The following is a 15,708-nucleotide window of genomic DNA, read 5'->3' as shown; positions in this document are numbered from 1 at the left end:
TGTCCACTCCTTGGCGCGCCTCTCTTGTTCCACACGCTCGATAGACGCGTGGCACCGTCCTTGCTATGAAGCTTACCAAGCGTCGTCCATCATGGCATTGACCTCGCGATGCCAACATAGTATTTAGACGGCGAACATCGCATTCAGACTTTTTGTACAGCTACGATGTAGCAAGCAAGCGAATTCAAGCAGAATGCAGAAATTCGGGCATAGTCGGGGAACCCACCGCAGAGAACCCGCTCTATTGCGTGGCGCGGTTGACAACACGTGCATCACATCGGAGCATGCCGCTCCGGTGCCAAGGCATCGACTGGCTCGTCCACTGTCTCTTCGACATGTCGACCGGGTCCGCCAGCACCTATAACTAGACATCGCAACGCGCGCAGTGCCGTTCTGTTCACGGCATGCCGCGCCGTGTGCGATGCAATTGACCAGGAGATTCGTCCGGGGAGCGCGAAGTCCATTCGCGCTACTGCGTCGCCCTTACAGCGGCGCACCTTTCAATCCGATTTACGACGGAGCGTCCTTATGTCTTTCGAACGTGACTCTGTGCAAGCCACAAGTCCGCTGCTCACCATCGTGGTGGCAGCCTATAACGTCGAGGGTTACATCGAAGAAGCGCTCGAGTCGCTACTGAGCCAGCCTCATATCGACAGGCTGAAGATCATCGTCGTCGACGACGGTTCGCCCGACGAGACGCACGCCGCCGTGCAAGCCATGATCGAACGCGACGGCGGCGCGCATATTCAACTTATTCGCCAGCAGAACAGTGGCGTCAGCGCCGCGCGCAATACGGGGCTGGCGTCGGTAAGCACGCCTTATGTCGGCTTTCTGGATGGCGACGATATTTACCTCAAGGGTTTTACCGAAGCCGTCATTCCACGGCTCGCGGAAGGTAATTACGACATGATCGAGTACAACGTGAGCATCATCGACGACGAAGATCGCGAGCTCGAACAACTCGAACTGGTCACCAAGACTGAAGGCGGCGATCACGCAGTGGATCGCAGTGCGCGGCTCGACTTCGCCGACAAGTTCCATACGTTTGTATGGGCGCGCGTCTATCGCACTGAGTTCTTCAAGACGATGCAGTTTCCCGTGGGCCGCGTGTATGAGGACATGGCGCTCATCCCTTCCATCTTTCTGCGCGCCAAACGCTTCTACCGCATCGCCGAGCCGTTGATCGGCTATCGCAGGCGCTTTGGCAGTATCACGCAGAAGTCCACGCTGCACGACATGCGCGACCTGCAGGTCAACGGTGTCGAGGCGCTCGCGCGCTGCGACGGCGGCGAGATGGACGATTTCTGGCTTGCCGTGTTCGACAAGATCTTTCATCGCGCGTGTCATGTCTGCGCCCGAGTCGATCGTGCATCGTTCCGCGAGGCGTCGGAAATACTATCGAGGATGGCGGCGGACCATCGCGACACGCGCGCAAGGCTCGGTGAGCGCAACGGTCGCCAAGTGGTCGAACTGAAGCCTTTCGATCTGGACGTGCGCAAGGACAGGTCCATTCACTTTCTCAAGTCGCTCGTGAAGAAAGTGCTAAGACGCAGCCTCGATCATCATCAGCGTGCGCGGCGCCCGCTTGCGCAAGAACGGTTGCGCATGAGCGAGCGTTCGGGCGCCTAGAGTCGCCCGAGGCCCAAGCGCGGCGAGCGTGCCGCGTTTGGCAGTAAACTGCAGGCATGGAAAAGTGCCCCTATTGCGAAAGAATCCGCGACGAATGGGACTGTCACGGACAAACATGCCGGACTGCTATCGCCATTGCGCTGCGCAGGCAGCGCATGGGCTTGCCCATGGTTCCCAAAGTCATTCGTAACGAGATTCCTGCCGGTGCATCGACGGGCGAAGTGATCGCCCAGTTGTCACGGCAGCGCCTGCGCGCGCGGCGCGCGAACGAAGAACGCCGCGAACGCAAGGCGGCTGACGATCTCGATGTTTGAACAAGACACGCAATGCTCCAAGCGTCAGCAGGCGTCCAGCACTGCCCTGAAGCCATCCGCCGTGAAAGGCTTCAGAAAATAGCCGTCGAAATGCTCGTGCAACTCGTTCCTGTGCCGATCATCGCCCGTGACGGCCACGACGCACGCAAGCTGACTCGGCCCCGCCGCCCGCAAGCGCCGGCACAAGTCCCGGCCGTCGACGTCGGGCAAGCCGATATCGATGAAGATGGTGTCGTAGCGATTCTCCGCTGCGAGCAGCATCGCCTGATGACCGTCGTAGGCCACGTGCGCGACGTGTCCAAGCGACACAGCCAGGTCTCTGAATGCATCGCAAAGACGGGCGTCATCTTCTACAAACAGGACATACATGATCGGTCATCCGGGGGCGTTGATGCGCGTCGCGCTTGAGGCCAAGCGCCAAGCCTCAAACGCACGCAAGAAGCGAGCCATTCTCAGGCCGCGAACGAAGCCTCGCTTAATGCGGGAATCGCATTGAAAGCAGGCTTCGCGAAGAAGTAGCCCTGCATGAGACGCACATCGTTGGCAAGGAAGAAGTCGCGCTCGCCCTTCGTCTCGATGCCTTCCGCAATCACACGAATGCCGAGGTCGCGGCAAATGGCCAGCACGCCGCAGACGATCCGCTGCCGCACCGAATCCGTGTCGATGCCGCGCACGAGGTCCATATCGAGCTTGATGAGGTCCGGCTGAAAATCGGCGAGCAAGGTCAGGCCCGAGTAGCCTGCGCCGAAATCGTCGATTGCAGTCTGAAAGCCGAAACGCTTGTACGCACGAAAGATATCGACGAGATGCGGCCGGCTGATGATGTTCTCGCCTTCGACCGTCTCGAAGATGATGCGCTCGATCGGAAAGCCGTGCTTCTCCGCGGCGTCGAACGTGCTGCGAATACACGCTTCCGGCCGATACACCGCGTTCGGCATGAAGTTGATGGAGAGAAAGCCTTCGAGCCCGAGTTCCACCGCCTGCGCGATGGCCGTCGTGCGGCAGCGTTGATCGAAGTGGTAGCGGTTGCTGTCGATGACTTGCGAGAGCACCGTGCCCGCCGGTTCGCCTTTCAAACCGCGCACCAACGCCTCGTGCGCGAATGGCGCGCCTGCGACGACATCGACGATAGGCTGAAACGCAAACGCGAAGGCGAGCGCCGTATCGGAGTCGGTCTTGCAGCCTGCGCAACCAGACGAAGCCGACGAAGCCGACTGAATGGCGATATGGCTCGCAACGCCTCGTTCAACGTTCATGAGTGAATCCCCGTAATATTTTCCCGGTCCCACGCCATTAGGATGTCAAAGCGACCGGATAAGAAAAGGCGTATCCAGCCCAGTAACGGCAGGCGTTCATCGTTCTTTAGGGATTCATGGCGAAGACGGAGGCAAGCGGTCTTGCATCGCATGAAAGCGATCAGCGTCGATATAACCGCGCATCAACATGACTTCGAGGGCGCTCAAAGTCGCTTGCGAACCGCAAAGCTGGGTGGCCTTGGCGTCTGCGTCGAGTTCCAGCGTAACGGCGCGTTTGCTCGCCCGTATGCGCCACGCCCACCAAGAAGCCACCCATATCAGCGCAAAGCATGCACCGGGAATGGACACGCGCCAAAGCTCACGATCCGGCAAGGCCGCAAACAGGATGCAGGGCACCGAGAACATTACGGTCACGCGAAGCACGATCCACAGAAAGTCGGCAAGCAGCGCGGCGCGTTGCGTTGCGTGCGCGACTTCATGTGCGAGAACGAGGCGAAGCGCAGGCTCGGGTAAGCCGAGCGTGCGCGAGTCGATCTCTATGCGGTTGAACAACGCCTCGTAGCAGGGTCCAGGCGACGTCTGGACGAACCGGACGTCGGGCGGCGCGATGCCCAGCGCCGCCGCATAGTCCGCGACGAGACGCGACGCGTGCGCTTCCCTCTCGTCCATGTCGAGCGTTATTCGACGGGGTTGTCGCTCCATGCGCTACGCGCCTGCCAGGCGTCGAGGTCGCGTGTGAGGCGGCCGAGCTTGCCGCGCACCAGTTCCATGCCGGCGTTGCCGAGCACGAGATGCGCGGGCGGTCGCGAGGACTGCACCGCTTCGATGATGACCTGCGCCGCCCGTGCCGGATCGCCGGGCTGCTTGCCGCTCTGTTGCGCGATGCCGGCACGCCGGCGGCCCGCGACTTCGGCGTAGTCGTCGATCGCCTGCTTCGCCTGACGCAGCGAGCGGCCCGCCCAGTCCGTGCGGAACGGCCCGGGCTCCACCGCCGTCACCTTGATGCCGAGCCCTTCCGTCTCGCGCCCGAGCGCCTCGCCGAGTCCTTCCAACGCGAATTTCGTCGCGGCGTAATAGCCGCTGCCCGGATTGCCGACGAGCCCGCCCACCGACGTGATATTGACGATATGCCCCGCGCGGCGCTCGCGCATTCTTGGCAGGACCGCCCGGATCATCGCGGCCGCGCCGAAGAAGTTGGCTTCGAACATGGCCCGCACTTCGTCCTCCTCGCCCTCCTCGACGGCAGCGAGATAGCCGAAGCCCGCGTTGTTCACGAGCACATCGATATGGCCGAACGATTCATGCGCGGCGTTCACAGCGGCTGCGATTTCCTCGGCGCGCGTCACGTCCAGTTGGACCGCAATCGCGCGTCCCGCTGCACGCTCGACGAGATCGGTGACGCTCTGCGGATTGCGTGCGGCAACCACCGCGCGCCATCCGCGATCGATGACGGCGGCGGCGAGCTCACGGCCAAAGCCGGTCGAACAGCCCGTGATGAACCACACAGGCGAATCGCTGGATGAAGCTGACATTGCTTGTCTCCGTGGAAGATGGCGGCGTGTCAGTCATTTTGAGCGCAATGCGGCGAACGTGCTTAGGCCGTTGCCGCGCTAAAGGGCATTCGATATGTCTAATGCCTCGCGAACATAAAGCGGCAAATTGAACCGACACTTGGGAGACGCCAAGTAATTCGTTCAATGTGACGCGCTTAAGTCCACTTGGTTAGCAGAAACGCGTATTGGACCAAAATCCCGAGTCATGGTAAAAATGTATTCGCTCGACATCACGGGCGCATCTTCAACGAAATTCGTCTCTTAAGGTTGGAAAAATGGCAACAGGTACCGTCAAGTGGTTCAACGATGCAAAGGGTTTTGGTTTCATTACGCCGGACGACGGCGGTGAGGACCTGTTTGCACATTTCTCCGAAATCCAGTCCAAGGGTTTCAAGTCGCTTCAGGAAAACCAGAAGGTGAGCTTCGAAGTCAAGCAAGGCCCCAAGGGCAAGCAGGCTTCGACGATCCAGCCGCTGTAACGCAGTAAGCAGGCTGCCTCGGCGCACGACGGCCCTTCGGGGCCGTTTGTCTTTTGTAGATCTGATTCAGGTCGATTGTCCGGCACTGCCCGATTCAGTGGCGCGGACTTGCTTATAAGTCAGTAGAATTCAAGCATCTCACTCAACGCTGCGTATGTTCTTGCAGCCCATTCTCTGGTCTTCATTGGCGTGAATCCGCGAAGCAGTCAAGAAAGGCGCCGTGTCTGGTCACGGTATGGAACGAATGCGTTGCTCGTCATGCTCTGGTGTGTGTTCGCGAGCGCCCAGGCGCAATCGTTTGCGCTGAATGCGCGTGCGGCCCGTTTCGTGAGCGCGGTCGTGATGGATGACTTCCATACCGCTCAGTCCGGCGGCGGCTATCTCTTTTCATATGACGTCCACGAAACCGATGCGACGCTCAAGGCAAAGCTCGCGCACTGGCTTTCGGGCACTGATCCCGACGCAATTCACATGAGCCCTGCCGAGAAACGAACGCTATTCAGCTTCTATTGGGCGGCGAGCATGATGAACGAGAAGTCCGCGTGTTTCGATTCCATCGCGCAGGCCGCTTGCAGCGAGGAACTCGGCGCGTGGATGGCGCGCGAAGCGGACGACGATCCCCGTTTTGTCCGCGCCTATGAATCCGCTTTGAAGCCGCTGGGCTTGCCGCCCTACGCAAGCTCCCCTCAGTGAAGCCTGCGCGGACAGAATCGGCATGCGCCGATTCTTCCCGCTGTTCGCGCGCCCACGCGATCTTCGCCGCCACGCTTACGAGCACCGATAGCGCGCCGATCGTCTCCAGCAATGCGGAAATCATGACGTTTTCATGAGCAGGACAAGCGTGTCACCGATGCCAAAACATCGGCCCATAGGTTCGCGCAAAGAATGCGATCGTGATGCCCGTGCTCAGAATCAACGTACCGATCCGGATCGCGCCGGGCGGCATGCGGCGACCGAGCTGCGCGCCGCCATATCCGCCCGCCATGGCCGCGACGAGCATCGCGAAGGTTTCCGGCCAGCGCACCGCATGCGCGAGCGCGAACGTCAATACGGCGACCGAGTTCGCCGCGCTGACCAGTAACGTACGGGGCGCATTGAGGCTCTTGAGATCGCGCGTATCGAGCAGCCCCCAGACGGCCATCATCATGATGCCCACGGCTCCGCCAAAATAGCCGCCATAGACGCCAAGCGCCAACTGGATCGCGAGGACCGCCGGCGCGCCGATCCGCCACCGTTGCCGTAACGCTTCGCCGATCCTGCGGCCGAATGCGAGGGCCAAGCTCGCGCATAGCATGAGCCACGGCAACAGAAACGAGAATGTGGATGACGACGTGGACAACAACAACGCCGCGCCGATCAGCCCGCCGATCACGGTGATGACGAGCATCGCGCGTATCGACACGGGACCGACCGGACTCAGGCCGTCGCGATAGGCCCACGCGCTCACGACGCCGCCCGGAAAGAGCGCCACGGTCGACGAAGCATTCGCCTGAACCGGTGGCAAACCGGCTGCAATCAGCGCCGGCAGGCTCACGAACGAACCGCCGCCCGCGAGCGCGTTCATGGCGCCCGCGACCAGACCCGCGCCCGTCACAACGATGAGAGGTTCCATGCGGCCAATCGTAGCGGGCCGCCTGCGCGCTTACAATCTGGCATTTCCAATGCGAGGCTTCGGCGAGACCGAAGGCATGGCATGCGGTTCGATCTCATCGACATGAGGCTCTTTCTGACCGTGCTTGAGCGCGGCAGCATCACGGCGGGCGCACAGGCCATGCATCTTGCGCTGGCGTCGGCGAGCGAACGCATCGCGGGAATGGAAGCGGCGCTCGGCGCACCGCTTCTCGAACGCAACCGCCGCGGCGTACAGGCGACCGCCGCGGGCGAAACATTCGTGCGCCATGCACGCATGGTTCTGGCTCAGGTCGAATACATGAAGGGAGAGTTGCGCCACTACGCCACTGGTCTCAAAGGACGCATCAAGCTGCTTTCGAATACGGCCGCCCTTGCCGCGTTCCTGCCGATGCAGCTTGCGCGCTTTCTCGCGGCGCATCCCGACCTTTCCATCGACCTCGACGAACGGCCGAGCGTCGATATCGTGCAGGCGCTGGCCGAGGGTCGCGCGGACTTGGGCATCGTGGCCGATATCACCGATCTCGCGAGCCTTCAGACACACGTGATCGCGCAGGATCAGCTCGTGGTGGTCGCGCACCGCGCGCATCGCGTGGCACAGCAACGGGCGGTGGCATTCGCGGATATCGTGAACGAAGCGTACGTCGGACTCGCGGATGCCGCGCTGGAAATGCATCTGTCCGAGCGCGCGTCGCGCCTTGGCAGGCAGTTGCATTACCGCATTCATATGCGCAGTCTCGACAGCGTCGGGATGCTGATTGAAGCCGGGATCGGCATCGCGATTCTTTCCGACGTGTCGGCGCAGGCGTTGCGGCGGCCGGGGCTCGCGATCGTGCCGTTATCTGAGCCGTGGGCCGCGCGCCGCCTGCATCTATGCGCACGCGATTTCGATACCTTGACGCCGCATGCGCGCCTGCTTGCGCATCAATTGATGGAAGCCGCCGCCTAGAACGCCCGCCCCACGATCAGCGGATCGACAGGACCGATCGTCTGGATGTCGCGATTCGCAAACGGCAGGCGATGCAACACATAACGCATTGCATTGAGACGCGCCCGCTTCTTGCAATCGGAGCGCACGACGGTCCACGGCGTATCGGCGGTATCGGTATGCGCGAACATGGCTTCTTTCGCGGCTGTGTAGTCGTCCCACTTGTCGAGCGATGCCAGGTCCACCGGACTCAGTTTCCATTGCTTGAGCGGATGCACTTCGCGCTCCTTGAAACGGCGGCGCTGCTCCGCGCGGCTCACCGAGAACCAGAACTTGATGATGTGCATGCCGCTTTGCGTCAGATGCCGCTCGAAGGCCGGCACCTGTTGCATGAAGGCGTCGTACTCCTGGTTCGTGCAGAAGCCCATCACGCGCTCGACGCCCGCGCGGTTGTACCACGAACGGTCGAATAGCACGATCTCGCCGGCGGTCGGGAGATGCTCGACGTAACGCTGAAAGTACCATTGCCCCTTTTCGCGTTCCGACGGCTTCTCAAGTGCGACGACGCGCGCGCCACGCGGATTCAGGTGTTCCATGAAGCGTTTGATGGCGCCGCCCTTGCCGGCCGCATCGCGCCCTTCGAACAGGATGACGACGCGTTGGCCGGTCTCCCTGACCCACGCCTGAAGCTTCAGCAATTCGACCTGTAGCCGATATTTCTGCTTCTCGTACGCCTGGCGCGACATCAGGTGCTTGTACGGATAATCGCCATGCCGCCAGCCGGGCGACAGTTCTTCGTCCTGCCGCTGCCTGCGCGACGCCGGCGCGCTGACGAGCGACGTAGCCTCGAAAAGATACGCGCGCAGGGTCGCCGCTTCGTCCGGCGATAGACCGCCCATCATGGCCTTCAGCGTGTCGAGCCTCGTTTCTGCGCTGCTGCCGCTCGACGCGGCATACGTGAGGATGTCTTCCATGCCGCTGGATATGAGGTCATTGGCCGTATCCACTGCGTCCTGCGTTTCCTGTTCGAGTATCGCTTCTGACGGTTCGACGACGCTCACATCGCCGTCCTGTTCCTGCTTTTGACGCTGGGCAGCCTTGCCTGCCTGTGTCCCGGTTGATCGTGTGTTTTTCAAAGTCTTTTACTCCATATCGCGTGTGCAGCGTGTGCGGCGGCGCGTACTCTTGCGCGTTCAAGCGGCTTCGGCGGCCCTGCGCAAGACGACGTACATCTTGTCCTTCAGCAGCAGCTTTTCCTTTTTCAACGATTCAATGGCAAACGAATCCGCGGGCGTGACGCCGGTTTCCATGTTGCGGATCTCGTGGTCGAGCGCATTGTGCCGTTCGAAAAGCCTCGAGAAGTGCGCGTCTTCGGTCTTGAGGCGAGAGATGAGGTCACGATATTCGGGAAACATGTTGCGATTCTCCATGCAGGTTCAACGACAGCGTTAATCAACACTGCGTAGTACATCTTACCGATTACCGGCGATCTTTCGTCCGAAGCTGCCTGTTTCGGTGCTGCGTGATATCGCCGCATGTCTGCATTGCGGCGCACGTCTCGGGCAGTAGGCGAAAACCCCTCTGCCTTCGGGCACGTTTCTCGCGCACCATGGTGTCTCTTGGGACGACACGTTCCCGCAGGGAGAAAGCATGAAAACAGCGTTGACTTCCGCCATTGCGCTCGCGATCGGCGCGGGCGGCTTGTGCGTCACCACGGCATCGCATGCGGACAGCTCCGCTGCGCAAAAGCTCGGGCAAATAGGCGTCATCAATCAGACGCTTCAGCCGAAGCCGGCGAAATCGTCGCCGGCCTATTCGAATTCCATTTCGAATTCCACGTCCGCCGGAGCGAATTACGGAAACACGACGAACGGGGTCAATGGTCAAAGCCCGGCCAACGCGGCGACGAATGCAGGCGCGACCGCTCGCGCAGGCGCGGCGGCAGGCAACGCCAGATAAAACAAGACGGCTCCGCTTTGCGCGGGACCCGCGCGCTTCGTTATCATGTTCCGCCGATCGGGCGGACGCCCGCGGTCGAGTCATTCACATGAACACGCCGGCGGTCAGGAGCGCCATGCAATGAATCTTCGGGGATTGCAGTGCTTCATCGTGCTCGCTGAAGAACTCAACTTCAGCCGGGCGGCAGAACGTCTGCATATTGCGCAGCCCGCGCTTTCACAGCAGATTCGTTCGCTCGAAGAACGTCTCGGCAGCCAGTTGGTGGATCGGGGCAGCCGGCCGTTGCGGCTGACCGAAGCGGGCAGTTATTTCTACACCGAAGCGCGGCAAATTCTGGAACGCTGCGAGCAGGCGACGCTCGGCGTGCGCGCCATCGATGCCGGCACGCACGGCTGGCTTGCCATCGGCTTCACGCGCTCGGCCATGTACAGCGTGCTGCCGCCCGCGCTCAAGGCATTCCACGCAGCCTATCCGAAGGTCGAACTCAAGCTCTTCGAAATGCTCACCGAGGAACAGGCCGATGCATTTCGCGATGCGCGCATTCATATCGGAATCGGCAGACAGGCCCCCGACCGTCCCGGCTGCGCTACGCGCACGCTGCTGCACGAACGCGTGATGGCGGTGCTGGCATCCGACCATCCGCTCGCCGAACGTAAGACGGTCCGCATCGACGAACTCGCGCAAACGCCGCTTATCGTTTATCCGAAGCACCCTGCCGCGCAGTTTCCACGCTTCATTGCTTCGCTCTATCGCGACGCGGGCGCCACGCTCAACGTGGCGCACGAGGCTTACGAGATTCAGACGGCCATCGCGCTCGTCGCGGCCGGCCTGGGTGTGACTTATGTCGGGGAATCGGTGGCGCTGCACGGCCGCTCGGATGTCGTCTATCGGCATCTGACGGGACCGGGCGCCGCGCAGATCACGTCGCTCACGGCGACCTTTCGAAGCCCTGACGCCTCGCCTCACGTGCAGGCCTTTCTTGCGTGCCTTCCTCTCGCAGAGCCGCAACGCTGACCGTCCAGCGCAGCTTCACCGCTGCTATAAGTAAAAGCCTATAGAAGCATGCCGATTCCGTCTTGGACGGCCGCGCCCTTGCATCCCTATGATGACCTTCGCGTGAGGCGAGCGCATGTGTTCGCGCTCGCCCCCCATTGACTAGCCATCGAATAGACGCCGGCAACGAAGCCGGCGCATGGAGACAACGATGACCCCAGCGCCCGCATCCGGGATCGCGTCCGCGACCGCTTCGGCCACGATGCACAAGGTCTACCGCCGCCTCATGCCGCTCTTGTTCGCGATGATGTTCTTCAATTATCTCGACCGCATCAACATCGGCTTCGCGGCGCTCGACATGAATCACGCGCTGAACTTCAGCCCGGCCGTATTCGGCTTCGCGGGTAGCGTGTTTTTCGTCGGCTACATGCTGCTGGAAGTACCGAGCAACTTGCTGCTGCATCGCGTGGGCGCGCGAAGATGGATCGCGCGCATTCTCATCACGTGGGGCGCGGTGGCGGCGGCGACCGCTTTCGTTTTCAATGACAAGAGCTTCTATACGTTGCGCTTTCTGCTCGGCGTGATGGAAGCGGGCTTTCTGCCGGGCGTGGCTGTCTATCTGACCAAATGGTTTCCCGAGCGTTATCGGGCGCGTGCAGTGGGCGGCTATATCATCGCCGGCTCGTTCTCGGCCGTATTGGGCGGTCCCATTTCGACGGCGCTTATGACCTATGCCAATGGCGTGCTCGGGCTCGCCGGGTGGCAATGGATGTTCATCTGCGAAGGCGTGCCCGCCATCCTGCTCGGCGTCGTCACGCTGAAAGTGATGCAGGAGCGCCCCGCCGATGCGGACTGGCTCACCACCGAAGAAAAGCAATGGCTGGAAAGCACGCTTCAGGAAGAACGCAAGCAACTCGGCGGCGACACGCACGTTTCGATGTGGCGCGTGGCCGGCGATATCCGCGTCTGGAGCCTTGCATGCCTTTTCGGATGCGCGCTCGTGGGCATCTACGGGCTCTTCCTGTGGCTGCCGCAAATCGTCAAGAGCCTCGGACATCTCAGCAATATCGAAGTGGGCTTTCTGTCCGCCGCGCCGCCTCTGCTCGGCGTGCTGGGCACGTTCATCATCAGCCGCAGCTCTGACCGCACGGGCGATCGCAAGAAGCACCTCGCATTCGTGTATGGCATGAGCGCCGTTGCGATTGCCGCGAGCGCCTACGCGCCCTCGCCTGTCATCGCTTATGCGCTGTTGTGCGTCACCGGCCTCTTCATCTACGCGGGCAATCCGCTGTTCTGGAGCCTCGCGGCCTCGTTCCGCACGGGCGCGGCGGGTGCCGCGACCATTGCGCTCATCAACACCATCGCGCAGTTCGGCGGGCTCGTCGGGCCGTGGAGCATCGGCCTCGTGCGCAGCGCGACCGGCAGTTTCAAGCTCGCGCTCGTGACCATCGCAGCCTTCCTCGTGATCGCGACGATCATCGCGCTCGTCATGCGCGTGCGTCCCGCCGACGATGAAGCGGTCGATGAACGCACCGGCGACACGCGCCGCAGCGCCAAGCATTCGCTGTGAATCAACGATACTTACGCGAGCCATTCATGATTATCGACTGTCACGGCCACTACACGACTTCACCGCCGGAACATGAGGCGTGGCGCACGCGCCAGATTCAGGCGCTCGCCGACGGCACGCCGGTGCCGCCCCGCCCGCATATCAGCGACGACCAGATTCGCGACACCATCGGCAATGCGCAACTGCGCGTGCAGCAGGAGCGCGGCATCGATCTGACGATCTTCTCGCCGCGTGCCGCCGGCATGGGCCATCATCTCGGCGATGCGAACGCCAACGCACTATGGTCGAGCGAATGCAATGACCTGATTCATCGCGTCGTGGACTTGTTTCCGCAGAATTTCATCGGCGTATGTCAGTTGCCGCAAGCTCCGGGCGTCGATCCGAAGAACTGCATCCCCGAATTGCGGCGCTGCGTCGAAGAGCTGGGCTTCATCGGCTGCAATCTGAATCCGGACCCGTCGGGTGGTCACTGGTCCGGCCCGCCGATGACCGACCGCCATTGGTATCCGCTCTACGAAGCTCTCGTCGAATTGGACGTGCCCGCGATGATCCATGTGTCGTCGTCGTGCAATCCGAACTTTCACGCCACCGGCGCGCATTACATCAACGGCGACACCTCCGTGTTCATGCAGTTGCTCGCGGGCGACCTGTTCGCCGATTTCCCGACGCTCAAGCTCGTGATTCCCCACGGCGGCGGCGCGGTTCCCTATCACTGGGGACGGTATCGCGGTCTCGCGCAGGACATGAAGCGTCCGCTTCTGTCCGACTATCTGCTGAATAACGTTTTCTTCGATACCTGCGTCTATCACCAGCCCGGCGCGGAACTGCTCGCGCGCGTCATACCGGCGAAGAACATTCTCTTCGCGTCAGAAACGATCGGTGCGGTGCAAGGCATCGATCCCGAGACGGGCCATCACTTCGACGATACCCGCCGCTATATCGACGGCATTACCTGGCTTGCCGACGACGACAGGCAGCGCATCTTCGAAGGCAATGCGCGCGCCGTTTATCCGCGCCTCGGCGCACGGCTCGAACGCAACACTTCAACCCAAGGAGTCGCACCATGAATGCTCCCGGATGGCGGCACAATCCGTCCGCTGCGCAAGCGAGCGCCGAATTGCTCGACGCGCTCGGCTCACTTGCCGTATCGCTCTTGTCGGACAACATGGCGCGCGCGTCGGGCGCGATCGGCCTCACGCCTTATCATCGGCCCAAAGCGATGGCGGGCACCGCGGTCACCGTACGCACGCGCCCCGGCGACAACCTCGCCATTCACCTGGCGTTCGATTTCTGCCGACCCGGCGACGTGCTCGTGATCGACGGCGGCGGCGACCTGCATCAGGCGCTCATGGGCGACATCATGGCGAGCTACGCCGAGAGCATCGGCCTCAAGGGCCTCGTGATCGACGGCGCGATCCGCGATGTGGCGTCGCTGCGCGCCCGCGATTTTCCGGTCTATGCGCGCGGCGTGACGCATCGCGGCCCGTATAAGAACGGCCCGGGCGAGATCAACGTGCCGGTTTCCGTCGGCGGCATGGTGGTTCATCCGGGCGATATCGTCGTCGGCGACGAGGACGGCGTGCTCGCCATCGCGCAAGCCGATGCAGCCGACGTGCTCAAAGGCGCGCGCGCGCAAGAACTGAAGGAAGCGCAGGCGTTGCGTTCCATTCTCGAAGGCGCGTTCGACCGCGCGTGGGTTCCCGGCCAACTCGAACGGGCGATGAAGGGTTAAGCGGCGTCCTGCCCGCGCCAATAAAAACAAACAAGTAAAAGCGCCCTGTCTCCTAAGGCCCTGCGGCCCTGCAATGACGCGCCTCTCGCGCAATAGAACATTCGTTCGCCATAAAAGCGAACGAATGTCATGCAAAATTTGCTCAAGCTTTCTTAATCGCTTTCAGCGGGCAATGCAAACAATTAACTTACGGAGATCGTTTGCGCGGCTTTTTGCCTCAGCAGTCTCAAGGGCATACTGTGTCTACATACAAAATAGATACTGAGAGAAAGCCATGTACGGGGAATCGAGAACACTCTACTTCGCAGGACGCGCCGTGTCGGATGATCTAGCCGAGCGCCTGCATGCGCGCGGCTGGGCGATCGAGTACGTCACGCCGGCCAAGCCGCCCAAAGCCGCCAAGCACGACAAACGCGCGGCGGCCGGCATCATCGATCTGACCAGCCGAGGGCATGCGAAGGACGCGTCCTCGCTCACGGCGCTGCTGTCGGGGCATCGCATCGGCTGGGTCGCGACCGTCGATCCGGATCACGGCGATAACCCGGATGTCTGCCGTCTGATCCGCGACTACTGCTTCGACTACGTGACGGTGCCTTCGGCGGCCGAGCGCATTGTCGATGCCGTGGGTCACGCTTACGGCATGGTCTCGTTGCACGATGCCGCCTGCAACGATGCACACAAGCCCGATGGCAACGAAATCGGCATGGTGGGCACCTGCGAAGCGATGCAGGCCCTGTACCGCTCTATCCGCAAAGTCGCGATGACGGATGCGCCGGTGTTCATCTCGGGCGAATCGGGCACCGGCAAGGAACTGACCGCGCTCGCCATTCACGCGCGTTCGGCACGCCGCGAGCAGCCTTTCGTCGCGATCAACTGCGGCGCGATTCCTCCGCATCTGCTGCAATCCGAGCTCTTCGGCTACGAGCGCGGCGCGTTCACGGGCGCGAATCAGCGCAAGATCGGCCGCGTGGAAGCGGCGGACGGCGGCACGCTGTTTCTCGATGAAATCGGCGATTTGCCGCTCGAAAGCCAGGCGAGCCTGCTTCGCTTCCTTCAGGAACGCAAGATCGAGCGCCTCGGCGGACAGAGTTCGACGGCCGTGGACGTCCGCATCATTTCGGCGACGCACGTCGATATGCAGACCGCGATGCTCGAAGGGCGCTTTCGCGCCGACCTTTATCACCGTCTATGCGTGTTGCAGATCGACGAGCCGCCGTTGCGCGTGCGCGGCAAGGACATTGAACTGCTCGCCAATCACATGCTGGAACGCTTCAGGCGCGACGCGAGCCGCCGTTTGCGCGGCTTTGCGCCCTGCGCCATCGCCGCGCTTCACAACTATGGCTGGCCCGGCAACGTGCGCGAGCTGATCAATCGCGTGAGGCGCGCCATCGTCATGTGCGAAGGACGGCAGATTCTCGCGAGCGATCTCGAACTGGGCGATTACGTCGAAGCCGCGCCGACGACGCTTGCGCAAGCGCGCGAAACAGCGGAGCGGCAGGCCATCGAGGTGGCGCTCCTGCGGCATCGCGGACGGCTCGGCGAAGCGGCCGACGAACTGGGCATCTCACGCGTCACGCTTTATCGCTTGCTGACCGCGTACGGACTGCGCGCGAAGGAAGACCGTCCGCTACAGGTATCGAGCGCCTGAGCGGCGCATCGATCGCGC

At 61.9% G+C, this 15,708-nt stretch carries 18 protein-coding genes; 11 read left to right on the top strand and 7 right to left on the bottom strand.

All coding sequences use genetic code 11. From position 1 onward, the window contains the following. The first annotated feature begins 528 nt into the window (after positions 1 to 528). On the top strand, positions 529 to 1,629 hold the full coding sequence (locus GV035_RS01500; protein ID WP_159832773.1) for a glycosyltransferase family 2 protein: 1,101 nt from the start codon (positions 529 to 531) through the stop codon (positions 1,627 to 1,629). Between the two features lie 56 nt (positions 1,630 to 1,685). Continuing rightward, the gene (locus GV035_RS01495; protein ID WP_159832772.1) at positions 1,686 to 1,943 is read left to right on the top strand and encodes a hypothetical protein; all 258 of its coding nucleotides are present in this window, start codon (positions 1,686 to 1,688) and stop codon (positions 1,941 to 1,943) included. A 24-nt stretch (positions 1,944 to 1,967) separates the two neighbouring features. Here the strand turns inward: GV035_RS01495 and GV035_RS01490 are convergent, their stop codons facing one another. From GV035_RS01490 to GV035_RS01475, 4 genes are all read right to left on the bottom strand, one after another. Continuing rightward, the gene (locus GV035_RS01490) at positions 1,968 to 2,312 is read right to left on the bottom strand and encodes a response regulator (RefSeq protein ID WP_159832771.1); all 345 of its coding nucleotides are present in this window, start codon (positions 2,310 to 2,312) and stop codon (positions 1,968 to 1,970) included. Positions 2,313 to 2,395: 83 nt separating this feature from the next. Beyond that, positions 2,396 to 3,199, bottom strand: coding sequence for an EAL domain-containing protein (locus GV035_RS01485; protein ID WP_159832770.1), 804 nt, complete (start codon positions 3,197 to 3,199; stop codon positions 2,396 to 2,398). Positions 3,200 to 3,313: 114 nt separating this feature from the next. Next, positions 3,314 to 3,868, bottom strand: coding sequence for a M48 family metalloprotease (locus GV035_RS01480; RefSeq protein ID WP_159832769.1), 555 nt, complete (start codon positions 3,866 to 3,868; stop codon positions 3,314 to 3,316). 8 nt (positions 3,869 to 3,876) lie between these two features. Continuing rightward, on the bottom strand, positions 3,877 to 4,731 hold the full coding sequence (locus tag GV035_RS01475; protein ID WP_159832768.1) for an oxidoreductase: 855 nt from the start codon (positions 4,729 to 4,731) through the stop codon (positions 3,877 to 3,879). 296 nt (positions 4,732 to 5,027) lie between these two features. Between GV035_RS01475 and GV035_RS01470 the strand changes: the two genes are divergently transcribed. Beyond that, positions 5,028 to 5,231, top strand: coding sequence for a cold-shock protein (locus GV035_RS01470; protein WP_008347993.1), 204 nt, complete (start codon positions 5,028 to 5,030; stop codon positions 5,229 to 5,231). Positions 5,232 to 5,489: 258 nt separating this feature from the next. Continuing rightward, entirely contained in the window at positions 5,490 to 5,924 is a 435-nt protein-coding gene (locus tag GV035_RS01465; protein ID WP_236572526.1) for a hypothetical protein, read from the top strand. A 151-nt stretch (positions 5,925 to 6,075) separates the two neighbouring features. Here the strand turns inward: GV035_RS01465 and GV035_RS01460 are convergent, their stop codons facing one another. Beyond that, positions 6,076 to 6,843: a sulfite exporter TauE/SafE family protein gene (locus GV035_RS01460; RefSeq protein WP_159832766.1), complete on the bottom strand. Its 768-nt coding sequence runs from the start codon at positions 6,841 to 6,843 to the stop codon at positions 6,076 to 6,078. Between the two features lie 81 nt (positions 6,844 to 6,924). Between GV035_RS01460 and GV035_RS01455 the strand changes: the two genes are divergently transcribed. Further along, positions 6,925 to 7,809, top strand: coding sequence for a LysR family transcriptional regulator (locus GV035_RS01455; protein ID WP_159832765.1), 885 nt, complete (start codon positions 6,925 to 6,927; stop codon positions 7,807 to 7,809). Here GV035_RS01455 and ppk2 read toward each other — a convergent pair. Next, positions 7,806 to 8,924: a polyphosphate kinase 2 gene (ppk2, locus tag GV035_RS01450; RefSeq protein ID WP_442859511.1), complete on the bottom strand. Its 1,119-nt coding sequence runs from the start codon at positions 8,922 to 8,924 to the stop codon at positions 7,806 to 7,808. The two genes, GV035_RS01455 and ppk2, sit on opposite strands and share 4 nt — an antisense overlap. 57 nt (positions 8,925 to 8,981) lie before the next feature. Next, positions 8,982 to 9,203: a YdcH family protein gene (locus GV035_RS01445; protein ID WP_159832764.1), complete on the bottom strand. Its 222-nt coding sequence runs from the start codon at positions 9,201 to 9,203 to the stop codon at positions 8,982 to 8,984. Between the two features lie 235 nt (positions 9,204 to 9,438). Between GV035_RS01445 and GV035_RS01440 the strand changes: the two genes are divergently transcribed. From GV035_RS01440 to GV035_RS01415, 6 genes are all read left to right on the top strand, one after another. Next, positions 9,439 to 9,747, top strand: a complete 309-nt coding sequence (locus tag GV035_RS01440) for a hypothetical protein (RefSeq protein ID WP_159832763.1) — start codon at positions 9,439 to 9,441, stop codon at positions 9,745 to 9,747. Between the two features lie 120 nt (positions 9,748 to 9,867). Beyond that, positions 9,868 to 10,761, top strand: a complete 894-nt coding sequence (locus GV035_RS01435) for a LysR family transcriptional regulator (RefSeq protein ID WP_159832762.1) — start codon at positions 9,868 to 9,870, stop codon at positions 10,759 to 10,761. Between the two features lie 190 nt (positions 10,762 to 10,951). After that, on the top strand, positions 10,952 to 12,310 hold the full coding sequence (locus tag GV035_RS01430; RefSeq protein WP_236572378.1) for an MFS transporter: 1,359 nt from the start codon (positions 10,952 to 10,954) through the stop codon (positions 12,308 to 12,310). A gap of 26 nt (positions 12,311 to 12,336) precedes the next feature. Beyond that, positions 12,337 to 13,377, top strand: a complete 1,041-nt coding sequence (locus GV035_RS01425; protein WP_159832761.1) for an amidohydrolase family protein — start codon at positions 12,337 to 12,339, stop codon at positions 13,375 to 13,377. Then, the gene (locus GV035_RS01420; RefSeq protein WP_159832760.1) at positions 13,374 to 14,042 is read left to right on the top strand and encodes an RraA family protein; all 669 of its coding nucleotides are present in this window, start codon (positions 13,374 to 13,376) and stop codon (positions 14,040 to 14,042) included. The genes GV035_RS01425 and GV035_RS01420 overlap by 4 nt, the downstream gene beginning before the upstream one ends. A gap of 274 nt (positions 14,043 to 14,316) precedes the next feature. Further along, positions 14,317 to 15,690, top strand: coding sequence for a sigma-54 dependent transcriptional regulator (locus tag GV035_RS01415; RefSeq protein WP_159832759.1), 1,374 nt, complete (start codon positions 14,317 to 14,319; stop codon positions 15,688 to 15,690). The last annotated feature ends 18 nt before the right edge of the window (positions 15,691 to 15,708 follow it).

The sequence above is a fragment of the Burkholderia sp. 8Y genome (assembly GCF_902506145.1).
In the GTDB taxonomy this organism is placed as follows: domain Bacteria; phylum Pseudomonadota; class Gammaproteobacteria; order Burkholderiales; family Burkholderiaceae; genus Caballeronia.
The sequence above is the reverse complement of the archived record's forward strand: the minus strand, read 5'-3'. Positions and strand labels throughout refer to the sequence as shown.

Excerpts from the sequence above, each read along its gene's own strand:
- GV035_RS01500 (WP_159832773.1), top strand. The coding sequence starts at position 529 with ATGTCTTTCGAACGTGACTCTGTGCAAGCCACAAGTCCGCTGCTCACC.
- GV035_RS01495 (WP_159832772.1), top strand. The coding sequence starts at position 1,686 with ATGGAAAAGTGCCCCTATTGCGAAAGAATCCGCGACGAATGGGACTGT.
- GV035_RS01490 (WP_159832771.1), bottom strand. The coding sequence starts at position 2,312 with ATGTATGTCCTGTTTGTAGAAGATGACGCCCGTCTTTGCGATGCATTC.
- GV035_RS01485 (WP_159832770.1), bottom strand. The coding sequence starts at position 3,199 with ATGAACGTTGAACGAGGCGTTGCGAGCCATATCGCCATTCAGTCGGCT.
- GV035_RS01480 (WP_159832769.1), bottom strand. The coding sequence starts at position 3,868 with ATGGACGAGAGGGAAGCGCACGCGTCGCGTCTCGTCGCGGACTATGCG.
- GV035_RS01475 (WP_159832768.1), bottom strand. The coding sequence starts at position 4,731 with ATGTCAGCTTCATCCAGCGATTCGCCTGTGTGGTTCATCACGGGCTGT.
- GV035_RS01470 (WP_008347993.1), top strand. The coding sequence starts at position 5,028 with ATGGCAACAGGTACCGTCAAGTGGTTCAACGATGCAAAGGGTTTTGGT.
- GV035_RS01465 (WP_236572526.1), top strand. The coding sequence starts at position 5,490 with ATGCTCTGGTGTGTGTTCGCGAGCGCCCAGGCGCAATCGTTTGCGCTG.
- GV035_RS01460 (WP_159832766.1), bottom strand. The coding sequence starts at position 6,843 with ATGGAACCTCTCATCGTTGTGACGGGCGCGGGTCTGGTCGCGGGCGCC.
- GV035_RS01455 (WP_159832765.1), top strand. The coding sequence starts at position 6,925 with ATGCGGTTCGATCTCATCGACATGAGGCTCTTTCTGACCGTGCTTGAG.
- GV035_RS01445 (WP_159832764.1), bottom strand. The coding sequence starts at position 9,203 with ATGTTTCCCGAATATCGTGACCTCATCTCTCGCCTCAAGACCGAAGAC.
- GV035_RS01440 (WP_159832763.1), top strand. The coding sequence starts at position 9,439 with ATGAAAACAGCGTTGACTTCCGCCATTGCGCTCGCGATCGGCGCGGGC.
- GV035_RS01435 (WP_159832762.1), top strand. The coding sequence starts at position 9,868 with ATGAATCTTCGGGGATTGCAGTGCTTCATCGTGCTCGCTGAAGAACTC.
- GV035_RS01430 (WP_236572378.1), top strand. The coding sequence starts at position 10,952 with ATGACCCCAGCGCCCGCATCCGGGATCGCGTCCGCGACCGCTTCGGCC.
- GV035_RS01425 (WP_159832761.1), top strand. The coding sequence starts at position 12,337 with ATGATTATCGACTGTCACGGCCACTACACGACTTCACCGCCGGAACAT.
- GV035_RS01420 (WP_159832760.1), top strand. The coding sequence starts at position 13,374 with ATGAATGCTCCCGGATGGCGGCACAATCCGTCCGCTGCGCAAGCGAGC.
- GV035_RS01415 (WP_159832759.1), top strand. The coding sequence starts at position 14,317 with ATGTACGGGGAATCGAGAACACTCTACTTCGCAGGACGCGCCGTGTCG.